22 protein-coding genes are annotated in these 24,826 nt (G+C 64.1%); 12 read left to right on the top strand and 10 right to left on the bottom strand.

From position 1 onward, the window contains the following. Positions 1-86: 86 nt before the first annotated feature. Positions 87-1,190, top strand: a complete 1,104-nt coding sequence (aguA, locus tag OSH12_RS04130) for an agmatine deiminase (RefSeq protein WP_266342216.1) — start codon at positions 87-89, stop codon at positions 1,188-1,190. An 86-nt stretch (positions 1,191-1,276) separates the two neighbouring features. Here the strand turns inward: aguA and eno are convergent, their stop codons facing one another. Then, entirely contained in the window at positions 1,277-2,554 is a 1,278-nt protein-coding gene (eno, locus tag OSH12_RS04125; RefSeq protein WP_266342215.1) for a phosphopyruvate hydratase, read from the bottom strand. 202 nt (positions 2,555-2,756) lie between these two features. Here eno and OSH12_RS04120 point away from each other — a divergent pair, with 202 nt between their 5' ends. Then, on the top strand, positions 2,757-3,731 hold the full coding sequence (locus tag OSH12_RS04120; RefSeq protein WP_266342214.1) for a hypothetical protein: 975 nt from the start codon (positions 2,757-2,759) through the stop codon (positions 3,729-3,731). Positions 3,732-3,756: 25 nt separating this feature from the next. Continuing rightward, positions 3,757-4,209 (top strand): preQ(1) synthase, encoded by a 453-nt coding sequence (queF, locus tag OSH12_RS04115; RefSeq protein WP_266342450.1) that lies wholly within the window; start codon positions 3,757-3,759, stop codon positions 4,207-4,209. A 29-nt stretch (positions 4,210-4,238) separates the two neighbouring features. Here the strand turns inward: queF and OSH12_RS04110 are convergent, their stop codons facing one another. The 5 genes from OSH12_RS04110 to tpiA form a co-directional block, all read right to left on the bottom strand. After that, complete coding sequence (locus OSH12_RS04110; RefSeq protein WP_266342213.1) at positions 4,239-5,432, bottom strand: hypothetical protein; 1,194 nt, start codon at positions 5,430-5,432, stop codon at positions 4,239-4,241. 88 nt (positions 5,433-5,520) lie between these two features. Next, entirely contained in the window at positions 5,521-6,354 is an 834-nt protein-coding gene (gene kdsA, locus OSH12_RS04105; protein WP_266342212.1) for a 3-deoxy-8-phosphooctulonate synthase, read from the bottom strand. Positions 6,355-6,602: 248 nt separating this feature from the next. After that, on the bottom strand, positions 6,603-8,231 hold the full coding sequence (locus OSH12_RS04100) for a CTP synthase (RefSeq protein WP_266342211.1): 1,629 nt from the start codon (positions 8,229-8,231) through the stop codon (positions 6,603-6,605). Positions 8,232-8,391: 160 nt separating this feature from the next. Continuing rightward, the gene (gene secG / locus OSH12_RS04095) at positions 8,392-8,913 is read right to left on the bottom strand and encodes a preprotein translocase subunit SecG (protein ID WP_266342210.1); all 522 of its coding nucleotides are present in this window, start codon (positions 8,911-8,913) and stop codon (positions 8,392-8,394) included. Between the two features lie 120 nt (positions 8,914-9,033). Beyond that, positions 9,034-9,810, bottom strand: a complete 777-nt coding sequence (tpiA, locus tag OSH12_RS04090; RefSeq protein ID WP_266342209.1) for a triose-phosphate isomerase — start codon at positions 9,808-9,810, stop codon at positions 9,034-9,036. 326 nt (positions 9,811-10,136) lie between these two features. Between tpiA and OSH12_RS04085 the strand changes: the two genes are divergently transcribed. From OSH12_RS04085 to OSH12_RS04045, 9 genes are all read left to right on the top strand, one after another. Further along, the gene (locus OSH12_RS04085; RefSeq protein ID WP_266342208.1) at positions 10,137-12,023 is read left to right on the top strand and encodes a peptidylprolyl isomerase; all 1,887 of its coding nucleotides are present in this window, start codon (positions 10,137-10,139) and stop codon (positions 12,021-12,023) included. 294 nt (positions 12,024-12,317) lie between these two features. Further along, entirely contained in the window at positions 12,318-13,832 is a 1,515-nt protein-coding gene (gene trpE, locus OSH12_RS04080) for an anthranilate synthase component I (protein WP_266342207.1), read from the top strand. A 23-nt stretch (positions 13,833-13,855) separates the two neighbouring features. After that, complete coding sequence (locus OSH12_RS04075) at positions 13,856-14,467, top strand: anthranilate synthase component II (protein WP_266342206.1); 612 nt, start codon at positions 13,856-13,858, stop codon at positions 14,465-14,467. 13 nt (positions 14,468-14,480) lie between these two features. Next, positions 14,481-15,494 carry an anthranilate phosphoribosyltransferase gene (gene trpD / locus OSH12_RS04070; protein ID WP_266342205.1) on the top strand — a complete coding sequence of 338 codons (1,014 nt, stop codon included), beginning with the start codon at positions 14,481-14,483 and terminating at the stop codon, positions 15,492-15,494. Positions 15,495-15,498: 4 nt separating this feature from the next. After that, positions 15,499-16,299, top strand: coding sequence for an indole-3-glycerol phosphate synthase TrpC (trpC, locus tag OSH12_RS04065; protein WP_266342204.1), 801 nt, complete (start codon positions 15,499-15,501; stop codon positions 16,297-16,299). A gap of 151 nt (positions 16,300-16,450) precedes the next feature. Then, positions 16,451-16,966 (top strand): GNAT family N-acetyltransferase, encoded by a 516-nt coding sequence (locus OSH12_RS04060; protein ID WP_266342203.1) that lies wholly within the window; start codon positions 16,451-16,453, stop codon positions 16,964-16,966. Then, entirely contained in the window at positions 16,966-17,460 is a 495-nt protein-coding gene (gene moaC, locus OSH12_RS04055) for a cyclic pyranopterin monophosphate synthase MoaC (protein ID WP_266342202.1), read from the top strand. Before OSH12_RS04060 ends, moaC begins: the two co-directional genes overlap by 1 nt. Further along, entirely contained in the window at positions 17,460-18,674 is a 1,215-nt protein-coding gene (locus OSH12_RS04050; protein ID WP_266342201.1) for a molybdopterin molybdotransferase MoeA, read from the top strand. Before moaC ends, OSH12_RS04050 begins: the two co-directional genes overlap by 1 nt. A 163-nt stretch (positions 18,675-18,837) precedes the next feature. After that, entirely contained in the window at positions 18,838-19,056 is a 219-nt protein-coding gene (locus tag OSH12_RS04045) for a hypothetical protein (protein ID WP_266342200.1), read from the top strand. A gap of 88 nt (positions 19,057-19,144) precedes the next feature. Here OSH12_RS04045 and OSH12_RS04040 read toward each other — a convergent pair whose 3' ends face one another. From OSH12_RS04040 to OSH12_RS04025, 4 genes are all read right to left on the bottom strand, one after another. Next, positions 19,145-19,930 (bottom strand): endonuclease/exonuclease/phosphatase family protein, encoded by a 786-nt coding sequence (locus OSH12_RS04040; protein ID WP_266342199.1) that lies wholly within the window; start codon positions 19,928-19,930, stop codon positions 19,145-19,147. Between the two features lie 102 nt (positions 19,931-20,032). Beyond that, positions 20,033-20,323 (bottom strand): hypothetical protein, encoded by a 291-nt coding sequence (locus OSH12_RS04035; RefSeq protein WP_266342198.1) that lies wholly within the window; start codon positions 20,321-20,323, stop codon positions 20,033-20,035. 359 nt (positions 20,324-20,682) lie between these two features. Further along, positions 20,683-23,784, bottom strand: coding sequence for an efflux RND transporter permease subunit (locus OSH12_RS04030; RefSeq protein WP_323180591.1), 3,102 nt, complete (start codon positions 23,782-23,784; stop codon positions 20,683-20,685). Then, the gene (locus OSH12_RS04025) at positions 23,784-24,779 is read right to left on the bottom strand and encodes an efflux RND transporter periplasmic adaptor subunit (RefSeq protein ID WP_266342196.1); all 996 of its coding nucleotides are present in this window, start codon (positions 24,777-24,779) and stop codon (positions 23,784-23,786) included. The genes OSH12_RS04030 and OSH12_RS04025 overlap by 1 nt, the downstream gene beginning before the upstream one ends. Positions 24,780-24,826 lie beyond the last annotated feature (47 nt).

The raw sequence follows: 24,826 nt of genomic DNA, 5'->3' as shown, positions 1-24,826 counted from the left end.
GTCGATAGCCACGTCTAGCACGCTTGCGTTCGAAGGGCATTCCCGCTTCGATCGCATCATCCTTCCGAAGACAACGAACGAGCATCATGTCCGCAACGCTCCAGAGCCTCCCCCGCGACGACGGCTTCCGCATGCCGGCCGAATGGAAGCCGCATGCCGGCACCTGGATGATATGGCCGGAGCGGCCCGACAATTGGCGGCTCGGCGCCAAGCCGGCGCAGCAGGCTTTTGTCGCCGTCGCCACGGCGATCGCCGAGGCGGAGCCGCTGACCATGCTGGTGTCATCCGCGCAGTGGGAAAACGCCCGCCAGCGCCTGCCTGCGCATATCCGTCTCGTCGAGGCGACCACCAACGACGCATGGTGCCGCGATACGGGGCCGAGCTTCGTCGTTAGCGACGACGGACGCCTGCGCGGCAATGACTGGCGCTTCAATGCCTGGGGCGGCTTCAATGGCGGGCTTTATTCCCCCTGGGACCAGGACGACCGTGTCGCGGCCAAGATCCTGGAGATCGAAGGCGCCCCACGCTATCGCGCGCCCTTCATTCTCGAAGGCGGCGCCATTCATGTCGATGGCGAGGGTACGCTGCTGACGACGCAGGAATGCCTGCTGAACCCCAACCGCAATCCCTACCTCGACAGCGACGAGATCGAGGAACAACTCGCCGCGCGCCTCGGCATCAGCAAGACGATCTGGCTCGGGCCCGGCCTGTTCCACGACGAGACCAACGGCCATATCGACAATCTCGCCTGCTTCGCGCGGCCGGGCGTCGTGGCTCTGACCTGGTGCGAGGATCCCGACGACCCGCAATATGCGATCTCGCACGACGCCCATGAGCGGCTGTCCAGCACGACCGACGCGCGGGGGCGAAAGCTGGAGATCGTCAAGCTGCCCATGCCGGGGCCGCTGTACATGACCGACGCGGAAGCCGCCGGCATCGACGTTTCCGAAGGCAGCGCCGTCCGGCAGGGCGGCGCGAGGCTCGCCGCGTCCTACGCCAACTATTACATCGCCAATGGCCTCGTGGTGATGCCGCTGCTCGATCCGAAGACGGATCCGGCCGCGATGGAGATCATCGCCGCGCTGCATCCCGACCGCCGTATCGTCGGCATCGAGGCCCGCGAAATCCTGCTCGGCGGCGGCAACATCCACTGCATCACGCAGCAGCAGCCGGTGGGACTCCCCGGATAGCCCACGATAAAAAAAGCTCCCGGGCGCATGTACCGCGCCCGAGAGCTATTTATTTAGAAACGAGATCCGCCACTGGAAGGCTGAACTCAGCCCTTCAGGATGCTGCGGCCTGCGTATTCCGCCTGCGGGCCAAGCTGCTCTTCGATGCGGATCAGCTGGTTGTACTTGGCGGTCCGGTCCGAACGAGCCAGCGAACCGGTCTTGATCTGACCGCAGTTGGTGGCAACCGCGAGGTCGGCAATGGTCGAATCCTCGGTCTCGCCCGAACGATGCGACATGACGGCGGTGTAGCCGGCGCGGTGCGCCATCGAGACGGCGTCCAACGTCTCGGTCAGCGAGCCGATCTGGTTGACCTTGACGAGGATCGAGTTGGCCGTGGCTTCCTTGATGCCGCGCGACAGGCGCGTCGTGTTGGTGACGAAGAGATCATCGCCCACCAGCTGAACCTTGTTGCCGATCTTGTCGGTCAGGCCCTTCCAGCCGGCCCAGTCGTCTTCGCTCATGCCGTCCTCGATCGAGATGATCGGGAACTTCGAGGCGAGATCGGCAAGGTACGCGACCTGCTCGTCGATCGAGCGGATGACGCCTTCGCCTTCATAGTTGTACTTGCCGTCCTTGAAGAACTCGGTCGCGGCGCAATCGAGGCCAAGATAGATGTCCTCGCCCAGGCGGAAGCCGGCCTTCTCGATCGCCTTGGCGACAAAGTCGAGGGCAGCAGTTGCCGAAGGCAGGTTCGGGGCGAAGCCGCCCTCGTCGCCGACATTGGTGTTGTGGCCGGCATCCTTCAGCGCCTTCTTCAGCGTGTGGAACACCTCCGAGCCCCAGCGCACGGCCTCGGCGAACGTCGGCGCGCCGACCGGCAGGATCATGAATTCCTGGAAGTCGATCGGATTGTCGGCATGGGCGCCGCCATTGATGATGTTCATCATCGGCACCGGCAGGACCTTGGCATTGACGCCGCCGACATAGCGGTAAAGCGGCTGGCCGGAAGCCTCGGCAGCAGCCTTGGCGAGCGCCAGCGAAACGCCGAGGATGGCGTTGGCGCCGAGGCGGGCCTTGTTCGGGGTGCCGTCGAGATCGATCATCGTGTGATCGATCATCGCCTGGTCTTCGGCTTCCATGCCGCCGATCGCGTCGAAAATCTCGCCATTGACGGCTTCCACAGCCTTCAGGACGCCCTTGCCCTGATACTTGGACTTGTCGCCATCGCGAAGCTCGACCGCCTCATGTGCGCCCGTGGACGCGCCCGACGGAACCGCGGCGCGACCGAGCGAGCCGTCCTCCAGCAGAACGTCTACCTCTACCGTCGGATTTCCACGGCTGTCGAGGATCTGGCGGGCGGTGATATCGATGATGGCGGTCATGCGGAAATCCTTGTTCTCGAACGGTACGGATCAGCTATGGCAGCTTCTAGCCTGCCGCGAATGAAGGCGGAAGGGGACCGGCGAGAAACTGTGATCGGCTGTGGCCCGATAATCAGGGCACACATGCCACAGTGGCCGGCCAGAACGCGAAGTTTGCGCCCTCTCTGTTGCCTTCCGTCTCGCATCGGATGATGAAGACGTCATGACGACGCTCCTCATCACCGACGGCGACCAGACCGCCGATCTTCTCACCGCCGCCGGCAGCCGCGCGATCATCATGCCGTGGCGCGACGCGCTGCATGAAGGCCCGATCCCGCCGCTCGATACGCTCGAGGCGGTCTCGGCTGTACGCGCCGTGCATCTGGCCGAAGTCTTCAAGTTCGATCCGGAGACAGTCGCGGCGACTTTTGCTGAGCGCGACGCGGTGATGGGGCGCCATGCCGAGTTCGATCGGATCGAGCTATGGTTCGAGCACGATCTCTACGACCAGCTGCAACTGCTTCAGATCCTTGATTTCTTCGCCAGAGAGAAACGGTCGCAGGGCATCGTCATCGTCCAGGCCGACAGCTTCTTCGCCATGGAACGGCCGGACACGGTGATGCGCTTCGCGATTGATGGCGTGCGCGTCACGCAGGGCCATCTCGACACGGCGGCGAAGATCTGGGCCGAGCTGACCTCGCCGACACCGGAGCTGATCGCCAAGCGCGCATCGAAGCCGATCAAGGGCTTCCCCTTCATGCAAGCCGCGCTGGCGCGCTTCCTCGAAGAATTGCCTCAGCCAAAGACCGGCCTGAACCGGACGGAAATGCGGCTGCTCGATTCGCTGGGGATGGAGGATATGTCGGCGGCCGCCCTGTTCCATCAGGCTCGCCAGGCCGAGGAAGCCGCGTTCATGGGCACCTGGCCCTTCTACGCCGTGATCGACTCGCTCGCCTTCTGCGATTTCCCGCTGATCGAGGGCCTTTACACGCCCTATTCGCATGCCGATTCGGAAGTGCACGCCGAATATGTCACCGCGCCCTTGAAGCTGAGCATGGTCGGCGAGGATATCCTTTCCGGCGACCAGGACCATGTTTCGACCAATGGCATCAAGCGCTGGTGGGGCGGAACCGAAATGAAGGGCTTCTCCGCATGGCGCTTCAATCGCGACACGCGCGAGCTGTTTGCGCCGCGCTAGGGCATCTTACCGGGAGCGTCCGATGATGACGGAACACGAACTGCAACTTGGCCGGACTGTCGGCATCGCCGAAAGCCCGGAAAAGGCGATCCTCGACCGCGTCCCCAATCCGCATCCGGACACGTTCTATGTCGCCCGCTTCACGGTGCCGGAATTCACGTCGCTATGCCCGGAGACGGGCCAGCCCGATTTCGCGCATATCGTCATCGACTACGTGCCGAAGAATTGGCTGGTCGAATCGAAGTCGCTGAAGCTCTACATGCACTCGTTCCGCAATCACGGCGCGTTTCATGAGGGCTGCACGATCGACATCGCCAAGCGGTTGATCGACCTGCTCGACCCGCATTGGCTGCGCATCGGCGGCTACTGGTATCCGCGCGGCGGCATTCCGATCGACGTGTTCTGGCAGAGCGGCCCGGTTCCGGCCAACCTTTGGCTGCCCGACCAGGGCGTTGCCCCCTATCGCGGGCGCGGCTGAGGCCGATAAGGCTCGACGGCTTATCTGGCCTAGGTGCAGGAGCCGCCGTTAAGTGCTTCGTCGATGGCCGGCGTTGCGCCGCTCAGCGACACCGTGCCGGCGACCGAATCGCCGATGGAGATTTCGATCAGTTTGCCGGCCCGCAGCGTCTCGATATTCTCCGGCGCCATGCGGATTCCCCAGCTATGGGCCGTCAGCGCTAGGAACTCGCCTGCGAAGCCTTCATTGCGATCCGTCTTGATCTGAATCTTCTGACGCTCGATGCCGTCCATGCTGCCGCGCTCGGAGATCTCCTGGCGAAGCGTGCTCGTATCGGTACCGTAGGCGACGCGGAAAACCGTCAGATCCGGCGTGTCGCAATAGAGCGAGACGACGAGCGGCGAATCGCGGTCCTGGGCAATGGCCATGACCGGCGGGCCGGAGGGCTGGTCGTCATAACCATTCAGACGCTGGGTGCGCCATTCCGAGGCGCCGTTAAGAATCGAAACCTTGACGTCGGTGACGCGTGGGACACCAGGCAGCGTCGGTGCGACCGGCGCGAAGGCGGTCGTGCTATCGCTTCCAGCATCGGGTTCGACTGGCGGTGCGGGCACATCGACGACGGCGGGTGCCGGCGTTGGCGATGGAGCGGCAGTATCGGCCGGTGGCTGGATCCCGGGTTGAGCCGGCTCGCTGGAGACGTTCGTGTCGCCCCCCGCCAGCAGGCCTCGCAAAGGTCCGCCAGGAAGGACCGCAATGACGACGCCGAGCCCGACCGCTATGGCCCCGGCGGCGATGCCGACACGCTTCAGCCAACGCGGAGACGACGGTTCGCCCTCGTCATGTTCGGAGTATTCAGACGGCGGCGGCGGCGCGGCAGTAGCAGAGATGGCGGCTGTCGGGCCAACGGCGGCCGGATTGGCGACAGTGCGCCGCGCTGTGACTGTGGCAGCAGTTGGCGTGGGGTCTGTAACCGCCGGGCTGGCAACGGCAGGCGGCGGTGTCGCTGCACGTTTCGGTGGAGCCGGTGCCCGTCGCTGCTGCTCGATAATGCCGATTGCGGTGCCGAGATCGCGCCGGAGCTGCTGATAGCGCTCCATGTCCAACTCGCCGCCTTCCGGCGTGCAGGTGGCGCGGATGGTGCGTTCGACCCGTTCATAGACACGCCGGCGACCATCCGCCGACGGGTCGGGAAGGTTCGAAATCGCCCGATCGAGAATGACGACTAGTTCGTTCGGGTCCATCGGGCAGAGCTTCTTCCAGCATGACGCAGGGTGACATCCTGCGATCGTTTTACATCATCCCGCAAGTCGCGACAAAACGACTGGCTCTTTATGCCTTGGCAAGCTTGTCAAATGCCAGCAGCCGCTCCAGCAGCGCCGGCAGTTCGTCGATCTGGATCATGTTCGGACCGTCGGAAGGCGCGTTGTCGGGGTCCTGATGCGTCTCGATGAAGACGCCGGCGACACCGACCGCGACGGCGGCACGCGCCAACACGGAAACAAATTCGCGCTGGCCGCCCGAAGACGTACCCTGCCCGCCCGGCTGCTGCACCGAATGGGTTGCGTCAAAGATCACCGGAGCGCCCATCGCCGCCATGATCGGCAGCGCGCGCATGTCGGTCACGAGCGTGTTGTAGCCAAAGCTGGCGCCGCGCTCGGTCAGGAGAATGTTCGGGTTGCCGCTGTCGACCAGCTTGGCGAGAACGTTCTTCATGTCCCAGGGCGCGAGGAATTGGCCCTTCTTGACGTTGATCACCCTGCCCGTCTCGGCTGCAGCGACCAACAGATCTGTCTGGCGCGACAGGAAGGCCGGGATCTGCAGGATGTCGACGACTTCCGCCACGATCGCGCACTGTTCGCGCTCATGGATATCGGTCAGCACTGGGACGCCGAATTCCTTCTTGATATCAGCGAAGATCGGCAGCGCCGCATCGAGGCCCGCGCCGCGCTTGCCAGCGATGCTGGTGCGATTCGCCTTGTCGAAGGAGGATTTGTAGACGAAGCCCATGCCGAGCCTGGTCGTGATTTCCTTGAGACGACCGGCCATGTCGAACGCATGCTGCCGGCTTTCCAGCTGGCACGGCCCCGCGATCAGCGTCAGCGGCAGATCATTGCCGAAGGTCGCCTTGCCGGCGGAGACATGCGCATTGGGTTCAGTCGTCATTACTCACCGTGCCTGAGAACTGTCGCGGCCTGGAAATCGTCGAACCGCGGCTCGATCCTTACAACGTCAGCGGCGGCGATGCGACCTTCGCGTGAAAACCATGTCGCCGCGGCGAAACGAGAGGGAAAACTCGCCCATGGCGAGAGAGGACACCCCGACATCGCGGCGGATCCATGGCCGATCGCGCGGGACGCGACCGACATTCGTTCGGGAGGTTTATCACGGGCCACAAGGACCCGTGAAAAACCTCAGACGAGGCGCGACTGGTCGATGGCGGCCGCGATGAACGAGGCAAACAGCGGATGCGGATCGAGCGGCCGCGACTTCAGCTCCGGATGGTACTGAACGCCGATGAACCAGGGATGATCCCGCAATTCGACCGTCTCGGGCAGGACGCCATCCGGCGACATGCCGGCAAAGTGCATGCCGCAGGCCTCGAGCCGATCCTTGTACTCGATGTTGACCTCGTAGCGATGGCGGTGACGCTCGAAGATCGTCGTCGCGCCATAAATGTCGGCAATCTTCGAGCCCGGCTCGAGATGGCCTTCATAGGCGCCGAGACGCATCGTGCCGCCGAGATCGCCGGCCGAATGGCGCTTCTCAAGCATGTTGCCCTTGAGCCATTCGGTCATCAGGCCGACGACCGGCTCTTCGGTCGGGCCGAACTCGGTCGAGCTGGCCTTCTCGATGCCGGCGAGGCTGCGGGCAGCCTCGATGACGGCCATCTGCATGCCGAAGCAGATGCCGAAATACGGCACGTTGCGACGGCGCGCGAAACCGGCGGCCTTGATCTTGCCTTCCGAGCCGCGCTCGCCGAAGCCGCCGGGCACCAGGATGCCGTTGACGCGCTCCAGATAGGGCGACGGATCTTCCTTCTCGAAGATCTCGCTCTCGATCCAGTCGATGTTGACCTTGACCGTGTTGGCGATGCCGCCGTGCTGCAGCGCCTCGATCAGGGACTTATACGCGTCCTTCAGGCCGGTGTACTTGCCGACGACGGCGATCGTGACCTCGCCCTCCGGATGACGGAGCTTGGTGGTCAGCGCCTTCCACTTGTCGAGGACCGGCGGCTGCGCATCGGTGATACCGAAGGCTGCCAGCACTTCGTCGTCGAGGCCTTCGGCGTGATAGCTCGTCGGCACGTCGTAGATGTGGGCGACGTCGAGCGCCTGGATGACAGCCGATTCGCGCACATTGCAGAACAGCGACAGCTTGCGGCGCTCTTCCTTGGGGATCGGGCGGTCGCTGCGGCAAAGCAGGATGTCCGGCTGGATGCCGATCGAGCGCAGTTCCTTGACCGAATGCTGCGTCGGCTTGGTCTTCAGCTCGCCGGCGGTCGGGATGTAGGGCATCAGCGTCAGGTGGATATAGACGACGTTGCCGCGCGGCAGATCGTTGCCGATCTGGCGAATCGCTTCCAGGAACGGCATCGCCTCGATATCGCCGACCGTGCCGCCGATCTCGCAGAGAACGAAATCGACATCGTCATTGCCAGAAAGCACGAACGCCTTGATCGCATCGGTGACGTGCGGGATCACCTGCACCGTGCCGCCGAGGTAATCGCCACGGCGCTCCTTGGCGATGATCTCCTGGTAGATCTTGCCCGTCGTCACCGAATCGGCCTTCGAGGCCGGGCGCCCGGTGAAGCGCTCATAGTGGCCGAGGTCGAGATCGGTCTCGGCGCCATCGTCCGTGACGAAGACTTCACCGTGCTGATACGGGCTCATCGTGCCCGGATCGACGTTCAGGTAGGGATCGAGTTTCCTCAGGCGGACCTTGTAGCCGCGCGACTGGAGCATTGCTCCGAGCGCCGCAGAGGCGATGCCCTTGCCAAGCGAGGAAACCACACCGCCGGTTATGAATACGTACCGCGCCATGGGCCTCTACCTCAGTTTTCGATCGATCGGTTCATACGACAAAGACAAGCCGTCGCACAGAATGACGACGGAGCCTCAATTCAACAATCAGCCTGCCCCAAATAAAACGTCGCCGCACGAAAACGCGCGGCGACGCGAAGGGAGAAAGGCTTTTAAGCGCTTACTGCGAACTCGGAACAGCGGGAGCTGCAGGCGCAGCCGGTGCCGGTGTTGCCGGGGCAGGCGTAGCTTCCGGAGCCGAAGTGGTTGCCGGAGCCGGAGCGGTTGCCGGAGCCGAAGCGCCAGCCGGAGCCGGAGTGGTTGCCGGAGCCGGAGCGTCTGCGGCCGGAGCCGCGCCGCCAGCGGGAGCCGCCGCCGGAACCTGGCCGGGCAACTGGTCCAGAATACCGGTGCCCGTACCGACAGGCGCCGACGTCGAGGACTGGCCCTGGATCTGGTCCAGGATGGAGGACGGCCGGTCGCCGTAGCGGGCCATCAAGGTCAGGCCCATCGACGTAACGAAGAAAATCGCCGCGAGGATGGCCGTCGTACGCGTCAGTACGTTGGCCGAACCGCGCGCCGACATGAAGCCGCCGCCGCCGCCGCCAATACCAAGCGCGCCACCTTCGGACCGCTGCAGCAAAACAACGGCGACGAGCGCGACGACCACCATAAGGTGGATCACGATGATAACTGTCTGCATCGATGTCTCTGATCAGAATTCATAAAAAGCTGGCGGCCTTGTACACGATCGGTCTGGCGGTTTCCAGTGCCGCGCCCCTGATATGGAGAGCGGAAATCCGGAGACAAGCCAAACGCGGCATCATGCATAGGCTGCGGCGATGCCGAGGAAGTCCACGGCCTTCAGGCTGGCGCCACCCACGAGCGCGCCGTCAACGTCTGCAATCTTGAGTATTTCGCCGGCGTTGGACGGCTTGACTGAGCCGCCATAGAGGATTCGCATCCCCTCGCCTTCCGCACCGAACCGCTTCACCAGCCGCTGGCGAATATGGGCATGAACTTCCGCGATATCGGCATTGGAGGGGGTGAGCCCCGTGCCAATAGCCCAGACGGGCTCGTAGGCGATGACGAGATTCGCCGCTGTCGCCCCTTCCGGAACCGAGCCGGCCAACTGGGTATCGACGACGGAAAGGGTCGTTCCGCCGCGACGCTCTGCCTCGGTCTCGCCGATGCAGAGGATGGCCACCAATCCGGCGCGCCATGCCGCTTCCGCCTTGGCGTGGACTGTCGCGTCCGTCTCGGCATGGTCGGTGCGGCGTTCGGAATGGCCGACGATCACATGCGTCGCCCCGGTATCGGCGACCATCTCGGCAGAGATATCGCCGGTATGTGCGCCACTCGCCTTGGCGTGGCAATCCTGCGCGCCGATCAGCACGCGGCTGCCGAGCGCGACGACGGCGAAGGTGGTCAGTTGCGTCGCCGGCGGGCAGATGGCGAGATCCACCTTGCCCCGCAGATCCGCGCCGTACCCTGCCATGATCTGGCCGAGCTCGGCCGCTGAGGCCTTCAGACCGTTCATCTTCCAGTTGCCGGCGATCATCGGCTTCGGGCTGGGCAAGGCGCTTCCGGAAATGGGCATGGCGCTTCCTGAGATACGATGTGGATCGAGTTGGTTGCATCCTATGCACCGACCCGGCCACGACAAGTCAAGGGCCGGAGCCGAATACAGGCGAAACGGCCGGCCAATCCGGTTGCAGGACCCGGTATTTTCCCGCTGGAGTTCACGATGGCACGCCGGCTACGCCAATCTCGATAGCCTAAAGACGAGGGAATCCGCGCACAAAGCGCCGATTCGAAGCCGACTTGCAGAGAGATGTCGCTTCACCTTGCTCCGGAGGGGCCTCCTTCCTATGATCGCGCGCCCGAAGCGGGGCCGGTAAAGCCCCCGCGCGTTAGAGGACGTCGATGCTCAATACGATGCGCAAATACGCCGCCGGCTGGGTGGCACAGATCTTACTCGGCCTGCTCGTGCTGAGTTTTGCCGCCTGGGGCATCGCGGATGTCTTCACCGGCGTCGGCAATCATTCCGTCGCCCGCGTCGGCGCCACGGACATTTCGTCGGTCAATTACGATCGCGCCTATCGCCGCGAATTGCAGGCGATGAGCCAGCGCGTCGGCCAGCAGATCACGCCGGACCAGGCCAAGATGCTCGGCATCCCGAACCAGGTTCTCGGCCGCCTTGTCACCGAAGCCGCGCTTGATGACCAGGCGACGAATCTGGGCATTGGCGTTTCGCGCGAAATGTTGATCCGCGAGATCGCCCAGGACCCCGCCTTCAAGGGCGCCGGCGGCACGTTCGACCGCAACTATTTCGTTTCGCTCCTGCGCAACAACGGCATGACCGAGGACGCCTATGTCCTGGATCGCCTCGCCCAGGAGAAGCGCCAGCAGATCGCCGAGTCGATCTCGGGCGGCGCGACCGCGCCGGAAGCCCTGGCCAAGGCGCTGCACGCCTTCCAGACCGAACAGCGCGACATCCACTACCTCGTGCTGCCGGCTTCGTCTGTCGGCGAGATCGCGGCGCCGAACGCCGACGAGCTGACCGCCTATTACAATGACAACAAGGGCAACTGGCGCGCTCCTGAAACCCGGACGATCTCGTTGATCGCGCTGGGTCCGGAAGACGTTGCCCGTCCCGGCGACATCTCCGACGCCGACGCCCAGAAGGCCTATGACGCCGACAAGGCGCGCTACACGACGCCCGAGACGCGCCATGTCTTCCAGGCCGTGTTCACCGACGAGACGAGCGCCCAGACGGCAGCCGACCAGCTCAAGGCCGGCGAATCCTTCGAATCGATGCTGGAAGGCATTGGCAAGAAGCTCTCCGACAGCGATCTCGGCGTCGTCACCAAGGACAAGCTGATCGACCCGAAGGTCGCCGAGGCAGCCTTCGCTCTCCCGGCCAACGGCTCGAGCGATGTCGTCATGGGCAGCTTCGGCCCCGTCGTCGTCCACGTCACCGACGTCGTTCCGGCCACGGTCACGGCCTTCGAGACGGTCAAGGACGCGATCAAGAAGGAACTGTCCCTCAGCTCGGCCAAGGCCGACATCAACGTCCTGCGCGATTCGATCGAAGATGCGCGCGCCGGCGGCGGAACGCTCGACGAGATCGCCACCAACAACAAGCTGACGGTCAAGAAGATCGTCGTCGACCAGACCGGCAACGACGCTGCCGGCAACCCCTTCGCCGACATCCCGGCTCAGGCGCAACTGCTCAAGGACGCCTTCGCCAGCGATATCGGCATCGACAATGCCGCCATCCCGACCGATGACGGCGGCTATGTCTGGTTCAGCATCACCGACATCAACGAGGCGCACGACCGGGCCCTGGACGAGGTCAAGGACAAGGTCATCGAGGCCTGGAAGAAGCAGGCCACGACCGACAAGCTCGTTGCCAAGGCGAAGGAAGCCAAGGACCAGCTCGGCAAGGGCCAGACGCTGGAGGCCGTCGCAACGTCGCTGGGCCTCCCCGTGCAGACCCTCGACAAGCAGACCCGCAGTTCGAAGCCCGCCGACAGCTTCTCGACCGAAGCGCTCAAGGCGGCCTTCGCGGGTCCCAAGGGTTCGGCGGAGGTTGCACCCGGCGCGCAGGACGGCGAACACATCGTCCTGCAGGTAGCGGATGTCATCGAGACGCCCTACACTCCCGCGACCGATAATGCGGCTGTGACCCAGCAGCTTGCGGACGCAATGCAGAACGATCTCCTGCAGCAGTATGTTTCCGAGTTGCAGCGCCAGCTTGGCGTGACGGTCAACCAGAACGTTCTGCAGCAGATCATCAGCGCCATCTGAGGGTTGGTTGGAAACAATGTCGCCACGCCATTTGCCCGAAATGCGATCTGAGCGGACGTGCCTCGCGCACGCCGCCGGATCTGCCTTCGACGGAACGCAGGCCCTTTCCGGGGCCGGCGTCTGGCCGTCCACGGGAAATGAGGCGTCGACGGCAGGGTGGCGGCGCACGCAAACCTGGCGATGGCGTTGATCGCCTCCGGCTCCGGCCGGGATTGATCACGCCATTGCCGCGCTTCCCGCGTCGCGTACCCATTCAAGGCTCCATGAGCCTTCCCGAACTGATGGACTGAAACCATGTTGATCGAGCCGTCGCTGGAGACGATTTCGCCTGCCTACGAACAAGGCCGCGCGCAGGTCGTCTGGACCCGAATGGTTGCCGATTTGGAGACGCCCGTCTCCGCCATGCTCAAGCTTTCCGCAGGCAGGCAGAACAGCTTCCTGCTCGAATCGGTCGAGGGCGGCGCCGTTCGCGGCCGCTATTCGATGATCGGCATCGAGCCCGACCTGCTCTTCCGCGCCATCGGCGACCGTGCCGAGATCAACACCGCGCCTGCGGTTGACCCAGAGGGTTATGCGCCGCTGGAAGGCCGTTCGCTCGACGCGCTGCGCCGCCTGATCGCAGAATCGCATATCGACCTGCCGAAGGGCCTGCCGCCGATGTCGGCCGGCATCTTCGGCTATCTCGGCTATGACATGGTGCGCCAGATGGAAGATCTGGGCGCGCCCAACCCCGACGCGCTCGACGTTCCCGACGCCATCATGATGCGGCCGACGGTCATGGTGATCTTCGATTCGATCAAGGACGTGATCACGCTCGTGACGCCGATTCGCCCGACGGAGGGCGTCACGGCAGCGCAAGCTCATGCCCGCGCCATCGAGCGGCTGACGGCGGCGGTCGATACGCTGGAAGGCCCGCTGAACCGCGGCGCCTCCTATTCTGACATCGACCTCGACGTGCCGGTTGTCTCCAACACCTCGCATGAGCGCTATCTGGAGATGGTCGCCAAGGCGAAGGAATACATTGCCGCCGGCGACATCTTCCAGGTCGTGCTGTCGCAGCGTTTCGAAGCGCCCTTCAGCCTGCCGCCCTTCGCGCTCTACCGCGCCCTGCGCCGGACCAACCCGTCGCCCTTCCTGTATTTCCTCGATTTCGGCGGCTTCGCGGTCGCGGGTTCGAGCCCGGAAATCCTGGTGCGCGTCCGCGACGGCGAGGTGACGATCCGCCCGATCGCCGGCACGCGCCGACGCGGCGCGACGCCGGAGGCCGACAAGGCGCTGGCGGCGGAATTGCTCGCCGATCCGAAGGAACTGGCCGAGCATCTGATGCTGCTCGACCTCGGCCGCAACGATGTCGGCCGAGTCGCCGAAATCGGCTCGGTCCAGGTCACGGACAAGTTCTTCCTCGAATATTACAGCCAGGTGATGCACATCGTTTCGAATGTGATCGGCCGGCTTTCGTCCGAATACGACATGCTGGATGCGCTCGCCGCCGGCTTCCCGGCCGGCACCGTTTCCGGCGCGCCAAAAGTTCGCGCGATGCAGATCATCGACGAGTTGGAGGGCGAGAAACGCGGCATTTATGCGGGCTGCGTCGGCTATTTCTCGGCCGATGGCGCGATGGATACCTGCATCGTGCTGCGCACCTCGATCGTCAAGGATGGCAAGATGTATGCGCAGGCCGGAGCCGGCATCGTGGCCGACTCGGTCCCCGAGAGCGAACATCAAGAGTGCATCGCCAAGGCGAGCGCGCTCTTCCGTGCGGCCGAAGAAGCGGTAAAGTTCGCTTCTCAGGCTGGACGCGGGCAGTAGATCGAAGCGGAGGGAACAGCAGCATGGCCTTTCTCGTCATCGATAATTACGACAGCTTCACCTACAACCTCGTCCACTATCTCGGGGAGCTTGGCGCCAAGCTGATCATCAAGCGCAACGACAAGATCACGGTCGAGGAAGTGATCGCCCTCGATCCGGAAGGCATTGTCCTTTCGCCTGGCCCCTGCACGCCGAACGAGGCCGGCATCTGCCTGGATCTGATCGAGCGCGTCGGCGACACCATCCCGATTTTTGGCGTTTGCCTCGGCCATCAGGCAATCGGCCAGGCGATGGGCGGCGACGTCATCCGCGCGCCGACCCAGATGCATGGCAAGATTTCGACCATCACTCACACCGGCAAGAGCGTGTTTCGCGGCATCAACGGCCCGTTCAAGGCGACGCGCTATCACTCGCTGACGGTGAAGCGCGAGACCATGCCGGCCGTGCTGGAAATCACGGCGGAATCGGAGGACGGCGTCGTCATGGGCGCCATGCACAAGACCCTGCCGATGCATGGCGTGCAGTTCCATCCCGAGAGCATCGCTTCCGAGCATGGGCATCTGATGCTGAAGAACTTCCTCGACATGGCGGCCGAGTGGAACGCGCGAAACCGCGCCTCCCGGTCGGTCGCGTGAGGCGGATCGAAGCATGAATGATTTGAAATCCCATATCGCCAAGGTCGCCTCGGGCCAATCGCTCAGTCGGGCAGAGGCGGAATCGGCCTTCGACGTGATCATGTCCGGCTCGGCGACGCCGGCCCAAATCGGCGGCTTCCTGATGGCGCTGCGCGTACGCGGCGAAACCGTCGAGGAGATCGCCGGCGCGGTTGCGACCATGCGCTCCAAGATGGTGCCAGTCGACGCGCCGCTGGACGCCATCGACATTGTCGGCACTGGTGGCGACGGCGCCCACACCTACAACATCTCGACCGCCTCGGCCTTTGTCGTGGCGGGCGCGGGCGTGCCGGTCGCCAAGCATGGCAACCGCGCCGTCTCGTCGAAATCGGGCGCCGCGGACGTGCTGACGGCGCTCGGCGTCAATGTCGACATCGCGCCGGAAGCCATCGGCAGGGCGATCCGCGAGGCCGGCATCGGCTTCATGTTCGCGCCGATGCATCATTCGGCGATGAAGCATGTCGGCCCTGCCCGCGTCGAACTCGGCACGCGGACGATCTTCAACCTGCTTGGACCGCTCTCCAATCCCGGCGGCGTCAAGCGCCAGCTGATCGGCGTCTATTCGGAAGAATGGGTCGAGCCGATCGCGCAGGTGCTGGCGGCGCTCGGCTCGGAAAGTGCGTGGATCGTCTATGGCGCCGGTGGCGTCGACGAAATCACGACGGCAGGCCCGACCAAGGTGGCAGCGCTCAAGAACGGTCGGATCGAGACGTTCACCGTCGATCCGGGCTCGGTCGGGCTCGCGATCTCGCCTGTCGAGGCGATCCGGGGCGGCGATGCGGCGTATAATGCGGCAGCCCTTCGCGCCCTGCTCGAAGGAGAGCAAGGCGCCTATCGCGACACCGTGCTGATGAATGCCGGCGCGGCGCTGATCGTTGCCGGTCGTGCTGCGACTCTTGCCGAAGGCGTGGCGCTCGCCGCCGCCTCGATCGACGAAGGCCGCGCCTATGAGCGCCTCGATCGCCTGGTCGCGATCACCAACGGATGAGCCGATGACCGATATCCTGAAGAAGATCGAAGCGACCAAGCGCGAAGAAATCGCCGCCGCCAAGGCGAAGGTCCCTCCGGCCGAGATCATCGCCCGGGCGAAAGACCAGCCGCCGGCGCGTGGCTTTGTCGACGCCATCCGCCGCAAGCTTGCCGCCAACGAGCCGGCGCTGATCGCCGAGATCAAGAAGGCGAGCCCTTCGAAGGGCCTGATCCGCCCGGATTTTGACCCGCCGTCGCTGGCGCGCGCCTACAAGGCGGGCGGAGCCGCCTGTCTCTCCGTGCTGACCGACACGCCCTATTTCCAGGGCTCGCCGGACTATCTGATCGCTGCCCGCGAAGCGGTCGACCTGCCGGCGCTGCGCAAGGATTTCCTCTACGAGGATTATCAGGTCCATGAAGCGCGCGCCTGGGGCGCGGATTGCATCCTGATCATCATGGCCGGCGTCTCCGACGACGTCGCCCGCTCGCTGGAGGCAACGGCGATCGATCTCGGCATGGACGTGCTGATCGAGGTGCATGACGAGGCGGAGCTGGAGCGGGCGTTGAAGCTGACCTCGCCGATGATCGGTATCAACAACCGCAACCTGCGCACCTTCGAGGTGTCGCTGGAAACCTCCGAGCGCCTTGCGCCTCTGGTGCCGGAAGACCGGATTTTGGTCGGCGAGAGCGGCATCTTCACGCCGGCCGACATCGCCCGGATGAGCAAGGCGCGGATTGGCACTTTTCTCGTCGGCGAAAGCCTGATGCGGCAGGAGGATGTAGCGGCTGCCACCGCGCATCTTCTGGGCCGCGCCCTGGCCTGACCTCCCTGATCTCACCTCTCCCTGAGGGAGAGGTCGGAGCGGAGCTATCCGGTGAGGCCGTAAACCCTCACCCGCCGACCTTCGGCCGTCGACCTCTCCCTCAGGGAGAGGTGAAAGTCCGCCGTCTCGATTGGATGGATCGTTCTACGACATGCCTATTTCAATACGGTCTGCCCACCTGGACGAATGCCCTTCGCTTCGCGCCATCGAGCGCGAGGCGGCGCAGCGGTTTCGCGCGGTTGGCCTCGAAGCCGTCGCCGATAGCGATACCTGCAGCGAAGGCTTCCTGCGTTCGATCTTCGCGCATGGCGTCGTGCTTTGCGCGGCCGAAGAGGACGATGCACCGGTCGGCTTCCTGCTGGCCGGCCGGCTGGACGATGCGCTGCACCTCTACGAGATCTCCGTCACCACGACCTATGGCGGTCGCGGGCTCGGCAGTGCGCTGCTGGCGGCGGCCGAGCAAGCAGCGCGCCAACGCGGCCTGTCGCGCCTGACGCTGGCGACGTTTCGCGATGTGCCGTGGAACCGGCCATTCTATGAGCGGCGCGGTTTTGTCGAGGTCCTGCCGGACGATTGGACGCCGGCTTTCTTTCTGTTGCACGCTGGCGAAGAGCTCTCGGGCCTGCCGCTCGATACCCGGCTTTTCATGCGCAAGGAGCTTGGCTGATGTCCCCTCGCCTCACCCATCTCGACGAGACCGGCGCCGCCCACATGGTCGATGTCTCGGCCAAGGACATCACCCAGCGCACGGCCGTCGCCGAGGGCACCGTCTCCATGCAGGCGGCCACCCTCGACCTGATCCGTTCCGGCACGGCATCGAAGGGCGACGTGATCGCGACGGCGCGGATCGCCGGCATCATGGCGGCGAAGAAGACGCATGAGCTGATCCCGCTCTGCCACCCGATCATGCTGTCGAAGGTCAAGATCGAGATCGAGTTCGACGATCAGCTGCCGGGCCTGCGCATCCGCGCCACGACCAAGGTCGCCGAACGCACCGGCGTCGAGATGGAGGCGCTGACGGCCGTCTCCGTCGCCTGCCTCACCATTTACGACATGGCCAAGGCGGTCGATCGCGGCATGACGATCGGCAACATCCGCCTCGTTGAGAAGACCGGTGGCAAGTCGGGCGACTGGCACGCCGAAGCCGGGAAGGCAGACTGATGGCCGATGCCCTGTTGCCGGTTGAGGACGCGATTTCCCGCATCACGCAGGATGTATTGCCGACCCCGCCCGAAACCGTGCCGCTTGGCATGGCACTGAACCGCATCCTTGCCGAACCGCTCGCAGCACGGCGTACGCAGCCGCCCTTCGATGTCTCGGCCATGGATGGCTATGCGGTGCGCGCCGCCGACGTGGCCACCGTCCCTGCGCATCTGACGCTGATCGGCTCGGCCCCGGCAGGCCACGCCTTCGAAGGCCTCGTCGGCCCGAACCAGACCGTGCGCATATTCACCGGCGCGCCTGTTCCCGAAGGCGCCGATGCGGTCCTGCTGCAGGAAGACGCTGTCGTCGACCCGGATGGGCGCATTCGCGCGACAGAGGCCGTCCGCTTGCAGCAGCACATTCGCGCCAAGGGGCTCGATTTCGTCGAGGGCCAGGTTTTGCTGCCGACGGGCACACGGCTCGGCATGCGCCAGCTGTCGCTCGCCGCAGCCCTCAACCATGGCGATATTCCCGTCCGCAGTCGTCCCCGCGTCGCCATCATCGCCACCGGCGACGAGCTGGTCCCGCCCGGATCGGCGCTAGGTCCCAACCAGATCGTCGCCTCGAACAGCTTTGGCATCGCCGCGCTCGTCGAGACGCTGGGCGGCACCGTGATCGATCTCGGCATCGTCTCGGATGATCGTGCAAAACTCGCCGACGCCATCGACCGCGCGACGGCGAGCGGCGCCGACATCCTGGTGACGCTCGGCGGCGCTTCGGTCGGCGAACACGACTTTGTCCGCGAGGTCTTGATGGATCGGGGCATGGATCTCGATTTCTGGAAGATCGCCATGCGGCCCGGCAAGCCGCTGATGTTCGGCCGGCTCGGACCGATGCGCGTGCTGGGTCTTCCCGGCAACCCCGTTTCCAGCCTCGTCTGCGCCCTACTCTTCCTGAAGCCGCTGATGCAGCGCCTGCTCGGCCTGCCGCTCCTCGATGAAACGGAGTTCGCCGAGCTTGGTGCGCCGGTGCGCGAAAATGACAAGCGACAGGATTATGTCCGCGCCAGCCTGGTCGACCTCCCGGACGGACGGCATATCGCGACCCCCTTGCCGCGTCAGGACAGCTCGATGCTGTCGACCTTCGCCCAGGCGCTTTGCCTGATCGTGCGACCGCCCTTCGCCGCAGCGGAGGCGGAGGGCGCACCTTGCCGAATCATCCGATTACCGTAACGGAAGGCAATTCGAGCGCTCATCAATTATTTTAACCAATAATTAACAGAGACCTTCACAGGGAAAGATTCTGATCTAATATGGCGCCGTTCCTGCCCCGTCATGGAACCCGCGCTTCACCACAATCATTGTGTCAGAGCGCAGCAAGCCGTGGAGGAATTCTATGGCCAACTCGACTCTGAAGCCTTCGTTGAGCACGCGTACCCTGCAGTTCGGCTCCAATTTTGCCGCGGGGGCGCTGATGCTCTCCCGGATGAACCGCTCCGAGATTTCGCGTTTCGACGATCTGGTCTCAGATCTTTGCAGGATGCGTACCGAAACCGGCAACCGTTCCGACGAACATCGTCGCAGCGAATTAGCCCGCGCCGCGCGCAAGCGCTGAACGGAGCCTCCCGTTGCTCGCGTGAAGTGGAGCGGTCGGGTCAAGGCGGATAGAAGAACCAAAATCCGGCGATGCAACGAACGGCGCCTCAGGCTGCGCCGACGGTCGCTTCGCGTTCGTTCTCCCGGCGATGGGCCTTGAAATCCAGATCGACGACGAGCGGCAGATGATCCGAGGCGACGCGCGCCAGCGGCGTCCGCACGACCTCGACATTCTGAACCGTCGCCCGGCCGCGCAGCCAGACATGATCGATGCGCAGCGTCGGCAGGCGACCGGGGAAGGTCGGCTTGGCCTTGCGCTCGCCCCACACCTTCTGCACGTCCACAAACTCCGAGGCGAGCCGCCGATAGGGCGACAGGCCTGGCGGGGCGTTGAAGTCTCCGAGGAAGACAACCGGCTCGCGACAGTCGGGATGGCCCAGCCATTCCGGCCCGAGCAGGGCCGAGAGTTGCAGCATCTGTTCGTGCGGCCAGACGCCCAGATGGGTGTTCACCACTTGGACTTCGACACCGCCAACCTGCACGGAAGCCCAGAGCGCGCCGCGCGGCTCGACCTTGATGCGGTCGTGGAAGCCCGGCAGCACGCCCATTTTCTTCATCGTATAGGGAAGCCGCGTCAGGATCGCGTCGCCATAGTGCTCGTCGACGCCGATCCGGGTCGAGGGATGGAAGTGCGCGTCCATGCCCAGGATTTCGGCCAGGACCTGCGCCTGATCGATCCGACCGCTACGCGGGCGACCGACGTCGATCTCCTGCAGCGCGACGATATCCGGGGCGCAGCTCTCGATCACGCGGGCAATGCGCTCGGGGGACAATTTCTTGTCCGTCCCGACGCAGGCGTGGACGTTGTAGGAAAGAATTCGAGCGGTGCTCATGAAATCCAGACTAGCGAAGGCTGAGGGGAAGGCAATTCAACCCTTGTCCAATGTCGTGACATCTCGCGAGTTCCACCCGAACGATGCGACATCGACGCCAATCTAGGCGTGACGCCGGTGGATCGCGGCGGCGAGCGCTGCAACCCAGGTCCGCGCTGGGGTGAAATCGGGCTCCGGATTGCCTGCGTTGATCTCGGCGATCAGGGTCGCCAGCTTGCCGGCCAGCACGTCGAGCGTCTCGATATCGTACTTGTCACAAGTCGCGTCGGCCTCGACCTCGCGACGGATGACGGCATAGGCCTGCATCCAGCTTTCGGTGTCCTCGACCGAAGCGCCGGCCTGCAAGGCCTGGTGCAGGGCCGCCAGGAGTTCCACTACGTCCATCTGATCCATACCAACTGGTTCCAATGGCCCCTTATCCATCGCACGCCGCCCGCCATCAAGAGGTGACATAGGGTTGATGGGTCGCGATTGGGCGCCATGGACACCATGCGTGCGTCGAGACGGCCCATTGGGACATCTGCGGCATGATGCGGCTAGAGCAGACCCATCATCTTTGGAACATCATTCTTCACCTCTCCCTGAGGGAGAGGTCGACGGCCGCAGGTCGGCGGGTGAGGGTTTACGGCCTCACCGGATGGTTCCCTAAACCCTCTCCCGGCTTTTCGAGCCGACCTCTCCCTCAGGGAGAGGTGAGAAGTCGGAATCGACCCAGATGGATCTTGCTCCAGTGGCTGCAAAGAAGGCCACCCCTAATGCGCCGGAACCGCCGCCGTCTCCTGCCCTTCGGGCCCAGCCGCCGGACGCTTGGTTTCCTTGATCCGGAAGCTCGTCACATAGAGCGCCGGCAGGAACAGCAGCGTCAAAAGCGTCGCTCCCGCCAGACCGCCGACGATGGCATAGGCCATCGGGCCCCAGAACACGTCGCGCATGATCGGGATCATGCCCAGTATGGCCGCCGACGCGGTCAGCATGATCGGGCGGAAACGATGCTGCGCCGCCTCGATCACCGCGTCCCACGCATCCTCGCCATGCTTGCGCGTGGTCTCGATCTGATCGATCAGGATGACCGAGTTGCGGATGATCATACCGGCCAGCGCGATGATGCCAAGAGTTGCGACGAACCCCATCGGCGTGTTGGTGAAGAGCAGCGCAGCGACGACGCCGATCAATCCCAAGGGCGCGACACTGATCACCAGCAGCAGACGCGACACGCTCTGCAACTGGACCATCAGGATGATCAGCATCAGACCGAGCATCAGCGGCACCTGTGCCATCAGGGCGGCGTTGCTCTGCGCGCTCTTCTCAACCGTGCCGCCTTCGACAAGGAGCCCGCCGGGCGGCAGGGTGGAGCGGATCTGCTCGACCGCCGGTCGCAGGCGGGTATAGACGGTTGCCGCCTGAAGACCCGGCATCATGTTGGCCTGGACGGTCATGGTCGGCATGCCGTTCCGCATCCCGACATAGCCTTCGTCGAGCACGTAATCGATCGTCGCAACCTCGCGGAGCGGCACGGACTTTCCGTTCGGCAGGCTGATCTGCAGGTCGCGGACGCCGTCCAGAGAAGCGCGCGTGTTGTCGTCGGCGCGCGCTACGAGATTGATCAGATAGATCGAGTCCCGCATCTGGGTAATCGTCGTGCCCGAAAGCACCGCCTGCAAAGCCTGCGACAGTGTCTTCGAGCTCAGGCCGACCCGACGCGCGACGTCCTGGTTGACCACGACCTTCAGCGTCTTGTTCTTGTCGCGCCAATCAAAGTTCACGTCGCGCGCGTAGCCGGAATCGACCATTACCTTGACGAGCTGATCCGCATAGCGGCGCGCCTCGTCCGGGGTCCGCCCCGTCACGCGGTACTGGATCGGCCAGCCGACTGGCGGCCCGAGTTCCAGATCCTGCACAAAGGTCGTCGCATTCGGTACCGCATCGGTAAGAGCCGCCTGAAGCTTCGCCTTGACGCGAACCCGCTCCTCGATGCCCTTCGTCACGATGACGAACTGGCCAACGAAGGAGTTGTCGCTGAGGACGGCGAGCGGCAGGTAGAAGCGGATGGCGCCGCCGCCGATGTAATTCGAGTAACGCTCGATATCGGGGTCGCCGTCGATCAGGGTCTGGATCTTCGTGACCACTTCCTCGGTGGCGAAGATCGACGCCGCCGCCGGTAGATCGATCGTGACCAGCAGTTCCGGACGATCGGACGACGGGAAGAACTGCCGCTGCACGAATTGCTGGCCGAACAGCGCCAGCACGAACAGGCCCAGCGTCACCGCGATGGTGAGGTAGCGCATTCGCATGCAGGCAAGCAGCAAATGCTTGTAGACCGTCGTGATGAGCCCGTATTCGCGCGCGCCTTCCTTGTGCTTCGCGACGATCTTGTTCGGCAGCACGAAGACGCCGATCACCGGCGCGAACACCACGGCCACGAACCACGACGAGACCAGGGCAATCGCGATCACCGCGAAGAGCGAGAAGCAGTACTGGCCGGTATTGCTGTCCGCGAAGCCGATCGGGAAGAACCCGAAGATCGTCACCAGCGTGCCGGTCAACATCGGGAATGCCGTCGTCACATAGGCAAAGGTCGCCGCCTTGGCCTTCTCGAAGCCTTCCTCGATCTTTGAAACCATCATCTCGACCGTGATCATGGCGTCATCGACCAGAAGGCCGAGGGCGATGATCAACGCTCCGAGCGAGATGCGCTGCAGGCTGATATGCGCCATCTCCATGCCGATGAAGACGATCGAAAGCACGAGCGGGATCGAAAACGCGACCACCAACCCAGCGCGCAGGCCGAGGCTGAGGAAGCTAACCGCCAACACGATGATCAGCGCCTCGAGCAGCGCATCGGTGAAGCCGGATATGGCGTGCTTGACCACCTGCGGCTGGTCGGAGACCAGCACGACATCGATGCCGATGGGGAATTCCTGCTCAAGGTGGGCGGCGATTGCCGCCAGCCCCTGTCCGAAAGCAAGATTGTCGCCCCCCGCCTTCATCGAAACGCCGAGGCCGATGGCCTGCTTGCCATTGACCCGGAACATCTTGGTCGGCGGATCGACATAGCCTTCCTGGACGGTGGCGATGTCGGTCAGGTGGAAGAAGCGGTCGTTGATGAAAAGGTTGACGGCTTCCAGGTTCTGCTTCGTCAGGAACCCGCCCGTCACGTTGACCAGTATGTTTTCGTCGGGCGTGTTGACGACACCGGAAGGGACGAGCGCGTTCTGGTCCGCGATCGAGGAAAGCACGTCGTTCAGATTGAGGCCGAGGGCCGCCAGCTTCTGCGGCGAGAACGACAGGTAGAAGGTCTGGTCCTGCTGGCCGAACATCACCACCTTGGCGACATCGTTCCCGTTCTGGAACGCGATCTTGGCCTGCTCTGCGAAATCGCGCGTCTGCCGCAGCGTGAAACCGTCGAAGGTCAGCCCATAGATGACGCCGAACACATCGCCGAATTCGTCGTTGAAGAACGGACCCTGTATGCCCTGCGGCAGAGTCGTCTGGATGTCGTGGACCTTCTTGCGGACCTCATACCAGATGAAGGGTATCTGCTCCGGCGGGGTCGACTGCAGCAGGTTCACATAGATGACCGCCTGCCCCGGCGTCGTGTAGCTGTTGATGTAGTCCAGGTTCGGCGTTTCGCGCAGCTTCTTCTCCAGCCGCATCGTGACTTCGGAGATGGTGTCTGCCGTCGTGGCACCGGGCCAGTTGACCTGCACCAGCATGGTCTGGACCGCGAATTCCGGGTCCTCCTCGCGGCCGAGGCTCATATAGGATTTCACGCCGGCGACGACGCAGAGCACCATGAAGAAGGTGACCAGCGTTTTGTGATTGATCGCCCATTCGGAGAGATTGAGGCGCCCCATCACGGTGCGTCCGTCGGTTCGATCGCCACCTTCTGGCCGTCGTTGAGCGAATTCACGCCGGCGACGACGATGCGATCGCCCTGGACGATGCCGCTCGAGATCGTGACGGTTGACGTGTCGTATCGGTCGACCGTCACCGGAACCTTCTTCACGACATTGTCGGCGCTGACAACCCAGACCTCCGGCTTGTCACCGGTCTGGAGGATGGCGGTCGCCGGCACCGTGACGACCTCGTGCCCCTCGGTGTCGACCTCTCCAACCACGACCGCGCCAATGAACATATCGGCCGGCGGATCGACGAGCGTGACCTTGACCGTGTAGGTGCCGGTGATCGGATCGGCGTTCGGCGCGATCTCGCGGACGACGCCCTGCACGATCTCGGTCGGCTTGGCCTGCAACCAGACCTTGACCGCCATGCCGACTTTGGCGGCGCTGATGTAGAGAACCGGTACGGAGAAGACGCCGTCGCGGTCGCTGAAACTCGACAGCTGGATGACCATTTCGCCCGCCTGCACCACCTGGCCGACATTGGCGCCGGTCTGGGTCACCACGCCCTCGGTCGGCGAATGGAGATCGGTGTAGCGAAGCTGGTCCTGCGCCAGCTTGAGATTGGCCTTGGCGCCAACCACGCCAGCCTGCGCCGTCTGCAGATCCTTCAGGGCCTGGTCGTAACGCGCCTGCGGGGTAAAGCCGTTCTTCAGCAGTTCCTTGAAGCGGCTCTCCTCGCCGGCTGCCTGGTCGAGCGCCGCCTGCGCGGACGTCACCTGCGATTCAGCCGCCGTAAGCCGGGACTTGTAGTCGACAGGATCGAGGCTCGCCAAAAGGTCGTCATTCTTGACGAAAGCGCCGACATCGACATTTCGCGTCAGCAGCCGCCCGCTCACCAGGAAGCCGATATTATTGACATAACGCGCCTGGATCGTGCCGGCCCCCTCGGCCGTCAGGATCATCGGCTTCTTCTCGACGACGAGGGTGCGAACCGCCCGCGGCGGCAAAGGCGCCGGTTTCTCCTCCGAGCACGCCGAAAGAAGCAGAGACGCTC

It is taken from the genome of Kaistia terrae (assembly GCF_026344005.1).
Taxonomy (GTDB): Bacteria; Pseudomonadota; Alphaproteobacteria; order Rhizobiales; family Kaistiaceae; genus Kaistia; species Kaistia terrae.
This window is presented reverse-complemented; position numbering and strand designations above follow the sequence as displayed.

Coding starts and splice junctions, on each gene's coding strand:
- OSH12_RS04085 (WP_266342208.1), top strand. CDS start 10,137: ATGCTCAATACGATGCGCAAATACGCCGCCGGCTGGGTGGCACAGATC.
- trpE (WP_266342207.1), top strand. CDS start 12,318: ATGTTGATCGAGCCGTCGCTGGAGACGATTTCGCCTGCCTACGAACAA.
- OSH12_RS04060 (WP_266342203.1), top strand. CDS start 16,451: ATGCCTATTTCAATACGGTCTGCCCACCTGGACGAATGCCCTTCGCTT.
- moaC (WP_266342202.1), top strand. CDS start 16,966: ATGTCCCCTCGCCTCACCCATCTCGACGAGACCGGCGCCGCCCACATG.
- OSH12_RS04045 (WP_266342200.1), top strand. CDS start 18,838: ATGGCCAACTCGACTCTGAAGCCTTCGTTGAGCACGCGTACCCTGCAG.
- secG (WP_266342210.1), bottom strand. CDS start 8,913: ATGCAGACAGTTATCATCGTGATCCACCTTATGGTGGTCGTCGCGCTC.
- queF (WP_266342450.1), top strand. CDS start 3,757: ATGACGGAACACGAACTGCAACTTGGCCGGACTGTCGGCATCGCCGAA.
- OSH12_RS04050 (WP_266342201.1), top strand. CDS start 17,460: ATGGCCGATGCCCTGTTGCCGGTTGAGGACGCGATTTCCCGCATCACG.
- OSH12_RS04120 (WP_266342214.1), top strand. CDS start 2,757: ATGACGACGCTCCTCATCACCGACGGCGACCAGACCGCCGATCTTCTC.
- eno (WP_266342215.1), bottom strand. CDS start 2,554: ATGACCGCCATCATCGATATCACCGCCCGCCAGATCCTCGACAGCCGT.
- trpD (WP_266342205.1), top strand. CDS start 14,481: ATGAATGATTTGAAATCCCATATCGCCAAGGTCGCCTCGGGCCAATCG.
- OSH12_RS04040 (WP_266342199.1), bottom strand. CDS start 19,930: ATGAGCACCGCTCGAATTCTTTCCTACAACGTCCACGCCTGCGTCGGG.
- OSH12_RS04035 (WP_266342198.1), bottom strand. CDS start 20,323: ATGGATCAGATGGACGTAGTGGAACTCCTGGCGGCCCTGCACCAGGCC.
- OSH12_RS04030 (WP_323180591.1), bottom strand. CDS start 23,784: ATGGGGCGCCTCAATCTCTCCGAATGGGCGATCAATCACAAAACGCTG.
- aguA (WP_266342216.1), top strand. CDS start 87: ATGTCCGCAACGCTCCAGAGCCTCCCCCGCGACGACGGCTTCCGCATG.
- trpC (WP_266342204.1), top strand. CDS start 15,499: ATGACCGATATCCTGAAGAAGATCGAAGCGACCAAGCGCGAAGAAATC.
- tpiA (WP_266342209.1), bottom strand. CDS start 9,810: ATGCCCATTTCCGGAAGCGCCTTGCCCAGCCCGAAGCCGATGATCGCC.
- OSH12_RS04075 (WP_266342206.1), top strand. CDS start 13,856: ATGGCCTTTCTCGTCATCGATAATTACGACAGCTTCACCTACAACCTC.
- OSH12_RS04110 (WP_266342213.1), bottom strand. CDS start 5,432: ATGGACCCGAACGAACTAGTCGTCATTCTCGATCGGGCGATTTCGAAC.
- kdsA (WP_266342212.1), bottom strand. CDS start 6,354: ATGACGACTGAACCCAATGCGCATGTCTCCGCCGGCAAGGCGACCTTC.
- OSH12_RS04100 (WP_266342211.1), bottom strand. CDS start 8,231: ATGGCGCGGTACGTATTCATAACCGGCGGTGTGGTTTCCTCGCTTGGC.